This is a genomic window from Variovorax sp. 01T439_2, from assembly GCF_056398445.1.
The window spans coordinates 1-1732 of record NZ_JBFTPJ010001108.1 but is presented as its reverse complement, the minus strand read 5'-3'; the positions used below and the strand labels follow the sequence as shown (position 1 = coordinate 1732).

Sequence of the window (1732 nt, the reverse complement as noted above, 5' to 3'; positions counted from 1 at the left end):
AGGTGCGGCCGCTCGAGAGTTCGGCCCGCAGATGTTCGAGGAAGTCTGGCTCGCGGTTCATGGGTGCGGGCCAGTTTACGCAACCTTCGTGCCGCCTCAGGCCGCCGGCTGCTCCAGCAGTTGCTCGCCGCGCGCCGGGTAGTCGTTCTTGATGACGAAGTCCAGCGCCTGCACCATCTCGGCGAAGTTGGGCCGCACGAAGGGCATCGATTGCACGGACAGGTAATACACCGTGTTGTCGGGCCTGACCAGGAACAGGCCGGGCTCGGAAAACAGCGCCGGCTCGTCGATGCCGATGGAGGTCTTGCCCCGGCTCGCCGAGATGTACAGGCCCCACTTCCTGGCGTCCGCGAGCGACAGGCCATGGCCGATGCGCAGCTTGGCCGCGCCGATCTTGTCGGCCATGGCGCGGGCACGCGCCTCATCGTCGGAACTGATCGCGATGGTGGCCACGCCGCGCTCGGCAAAGGCCGGCGTCAGCCGCTCGAGTTCCTTCAGGTAGCTGGCGCAGATCGGGCAATGCAACCCGCGGTAGAAGCACACCAGCGTCATGCGCTCGGGCTTCTCGTCGATCAGCCGGAAGCGGCCGGCGGCGAGGGTGTCGACACTCAGGTCCGGGGCTTGTTGGCGTGGAATCAGCATCAGGGTGCTCCTTGAAAAAAGCGGGGGGTTGCAAACAAGGCCCAAAGATCTCATGCTCGGCGCCATGAAACGTCCGACTTTCATGACTCAAAGTCCGAATCCGCCCAAGATGGACCGGCTCGCCGCCTTCGTCGAGGTGTTCAAGCTGCGCGTGGCGGTGCTTGCGCCGGGCGAGCCCGGCGTGCCGGCCTTGCTGCTCGCGGGCCCGGAAGACGGCAGCGCAGGCCGGGTGGTCTTCCGGCCCGGCGGCTTTTCCGAACTGCCGCCCGATGCGCGCATCGCGGCCAGCGTCGACTTCGACAACGAGGCCAATCCGCTGATGAGCGCGATGCCCGAGGAGGTCTCGGTGCCGCTGGACGGCTCGCCGTCGCTGCAGGCCACCGCCGCAGCCTTCATGGCGGAAGCGGCGGGGAGCCGCTGCGGCCGCAGCGCGGCGCTGAACCGGCTCGCCGAGGTGCTGGTGCTGATGGCGCTCCGGAGCGCGATCGATGCGGGCACGCAGAAGCCGGGCCTGTTCGCCGCGCTCGCGCATCCTTCGCTGCACCGGGCCGTGGTGTCGATCCACGACATGCCGTCGCGGCAGTGGACCGTCGACGACCTGGCGAGCCGGTCGGCCATGTCCAGGAGCACCTTCATGTCGACCTTCCGCACGATCGTCGGCACCACGCCCATGGCCTACCTTGGCGCATGGCGCCTGACGCTGGCGCGCCGCTATCTGATGGCCGGCGACCCGGTCAAGCTCGCGGCCCGCCGCACCGGGTTCGGCAGCGCCGAGGCATTCTCCAGGGCCTTTTCAAAAGCGTACGGCCATGCACCCGCGGCCCTGAAACCGGCGCGGGCCGGCCAGCCGAAGATGTAGTGAGGCGAACGCGCCCGTTGCCGCGATGCCGTCAGCGGCGCTGCGCACGCACGGCGTCGACCACCGACAGCACGGCGTCCACCACCGCCTGCGGCTCGTCGAACTGGATGTCGTGCCCGGCGCCCGCCACCAGCAGCTGCCTGCCGCGCGAGGACCACGCCGCCATTTCCCCGTGCATGTGCTGCCAGATGGCCTGGACCTGCCGGCCCTGCTCGGGCGTGAGCTTCATAC

Annotated in this window: 2 protein-coding genes and 1 pseudogene; 1 reads left to right on the top strand and 2 read right to left on the bottom strand. The window is 68.9% G+C overall.

Annotated elements, in window-relative coordinates:
* Window positions 1–96 precede the first annotated feature (96 nt).
* A complete protein-coding gene (locus AC1DOC_RS32480; protein WP_418148283.1) occupies window positions 97–642 on the bottom strand; it encodes a peroxiredoxin-like family protein in 546 nt (181 codons plus the stop codon).
* Between AC1DOC_RS32480 and AC1DOC_RS32475 the strand changes: the two genes are divergently transcribed.
* Window positions 551–1501, top strand: a complete 951-nt coding sequence (locus tag AC1DOC_RS32475) for a helix-turn-helix transcriptional regulator (RefSeq protein ID WP_436302102.1) — start codon at window positions 551–553, stop codon at window positions 1499–1501. The genes AC1DOC_RS32480 and AC1DOC_RS32475 overlap by 92 nt on opposite strands.
* A 31-nt stretch (window positions 1502–1532) precedes the next feature.
* Here the strand turns inward: AC1DOC_RS32475 and AC1DOC_RS32470 are convergent.
* Window positions 1533–1732: pseudogene (locus AC1DOC_RS32470) on the bottom strand (alpha/beta hydrolase); the annotation flags it as partial.

Bases quoted from the DNA above. Each gene is read 5' to 3' on its own strand.
- AC1DOC_RS32475 (WP_436302102.1), top strand. From the start codon at position 551: ATGCGCTCGGGCTTCTCGTCGATCAGCCGGAAGCGGCCGGCGGCGAGG.
- AC1DOC_RS32480 (WP_418148283.1), bottom strand. From the start codon at position 642: ATGCTGATTCCACGCCAACAAGCCCCGGACCTGAGTGTCGACACCCTC.